Origin of the sequence: Belnapia arida (genome assembly GCF_016773205.1) — a bacterium.
Classification (GTDB): Bacteria; Pseudomonadota; Alphaproteobacteria; order Acetobacterales; family Acetobacteraceae; genus Belnapia; species Belnapia arida.
Map to the genome: position 1 here is coordinate 1 of NZ_JAETWB010000188.1, position 425 is coordinate 425.

The 425-nt window shown below is 72.0% G+C and carries 1 protein-coding gene; it reads right to left on the reverse strand.

The annotated features are described in order from the left end of the window. Positions 1-425, reverse strand: a 425-nt coding sequence (locus tag JMJ56_RS33325; protein ID WP_202836149.1) for a transposase, incomplete at its 5' end; no start/stop codon positions are given.

The following is a 425-nucleotide window of genomic DNA, read 5'->3' on the forward strand; positions in this document are numbered from 1 at the left end:
TCATGCCGGCTCCATCCACCTTGGGATGCGGGCGCGGCCTGCGACGAAGCGGTGCATGGAGTGCAGCGTGCGCCAGACGACCCTCGGCGGGTGCCAGGGGCGGTCGAGCATGGACTGGGCGAAGCGGTCGAAGACGGGCTGGTAGATTTCGGACAAATCCGGGTCGGGGAGGAACTGGGAGGGGGCGGGGAGCGCGGAGAACAGCTTCAGGCGGCGGGCAAGGACGATGGCGTGGAGGTTGCCGCAGAGGCGGATGGCGCGGCGGAAGGCGCAGCAGATGCGGTGCGCGAGGGTGGCCAGGCGTTTCGGATGCATGGCGAGGGCTGCGAGCAGGCGGGGCCAGAGGCCGGCCTTGGCCCAGCGGCGGTAGGAGCGGGAGACGGTGTCGGGCTTGCCATGCCCGGGCGGCAGCAGGCGCCAGGGGG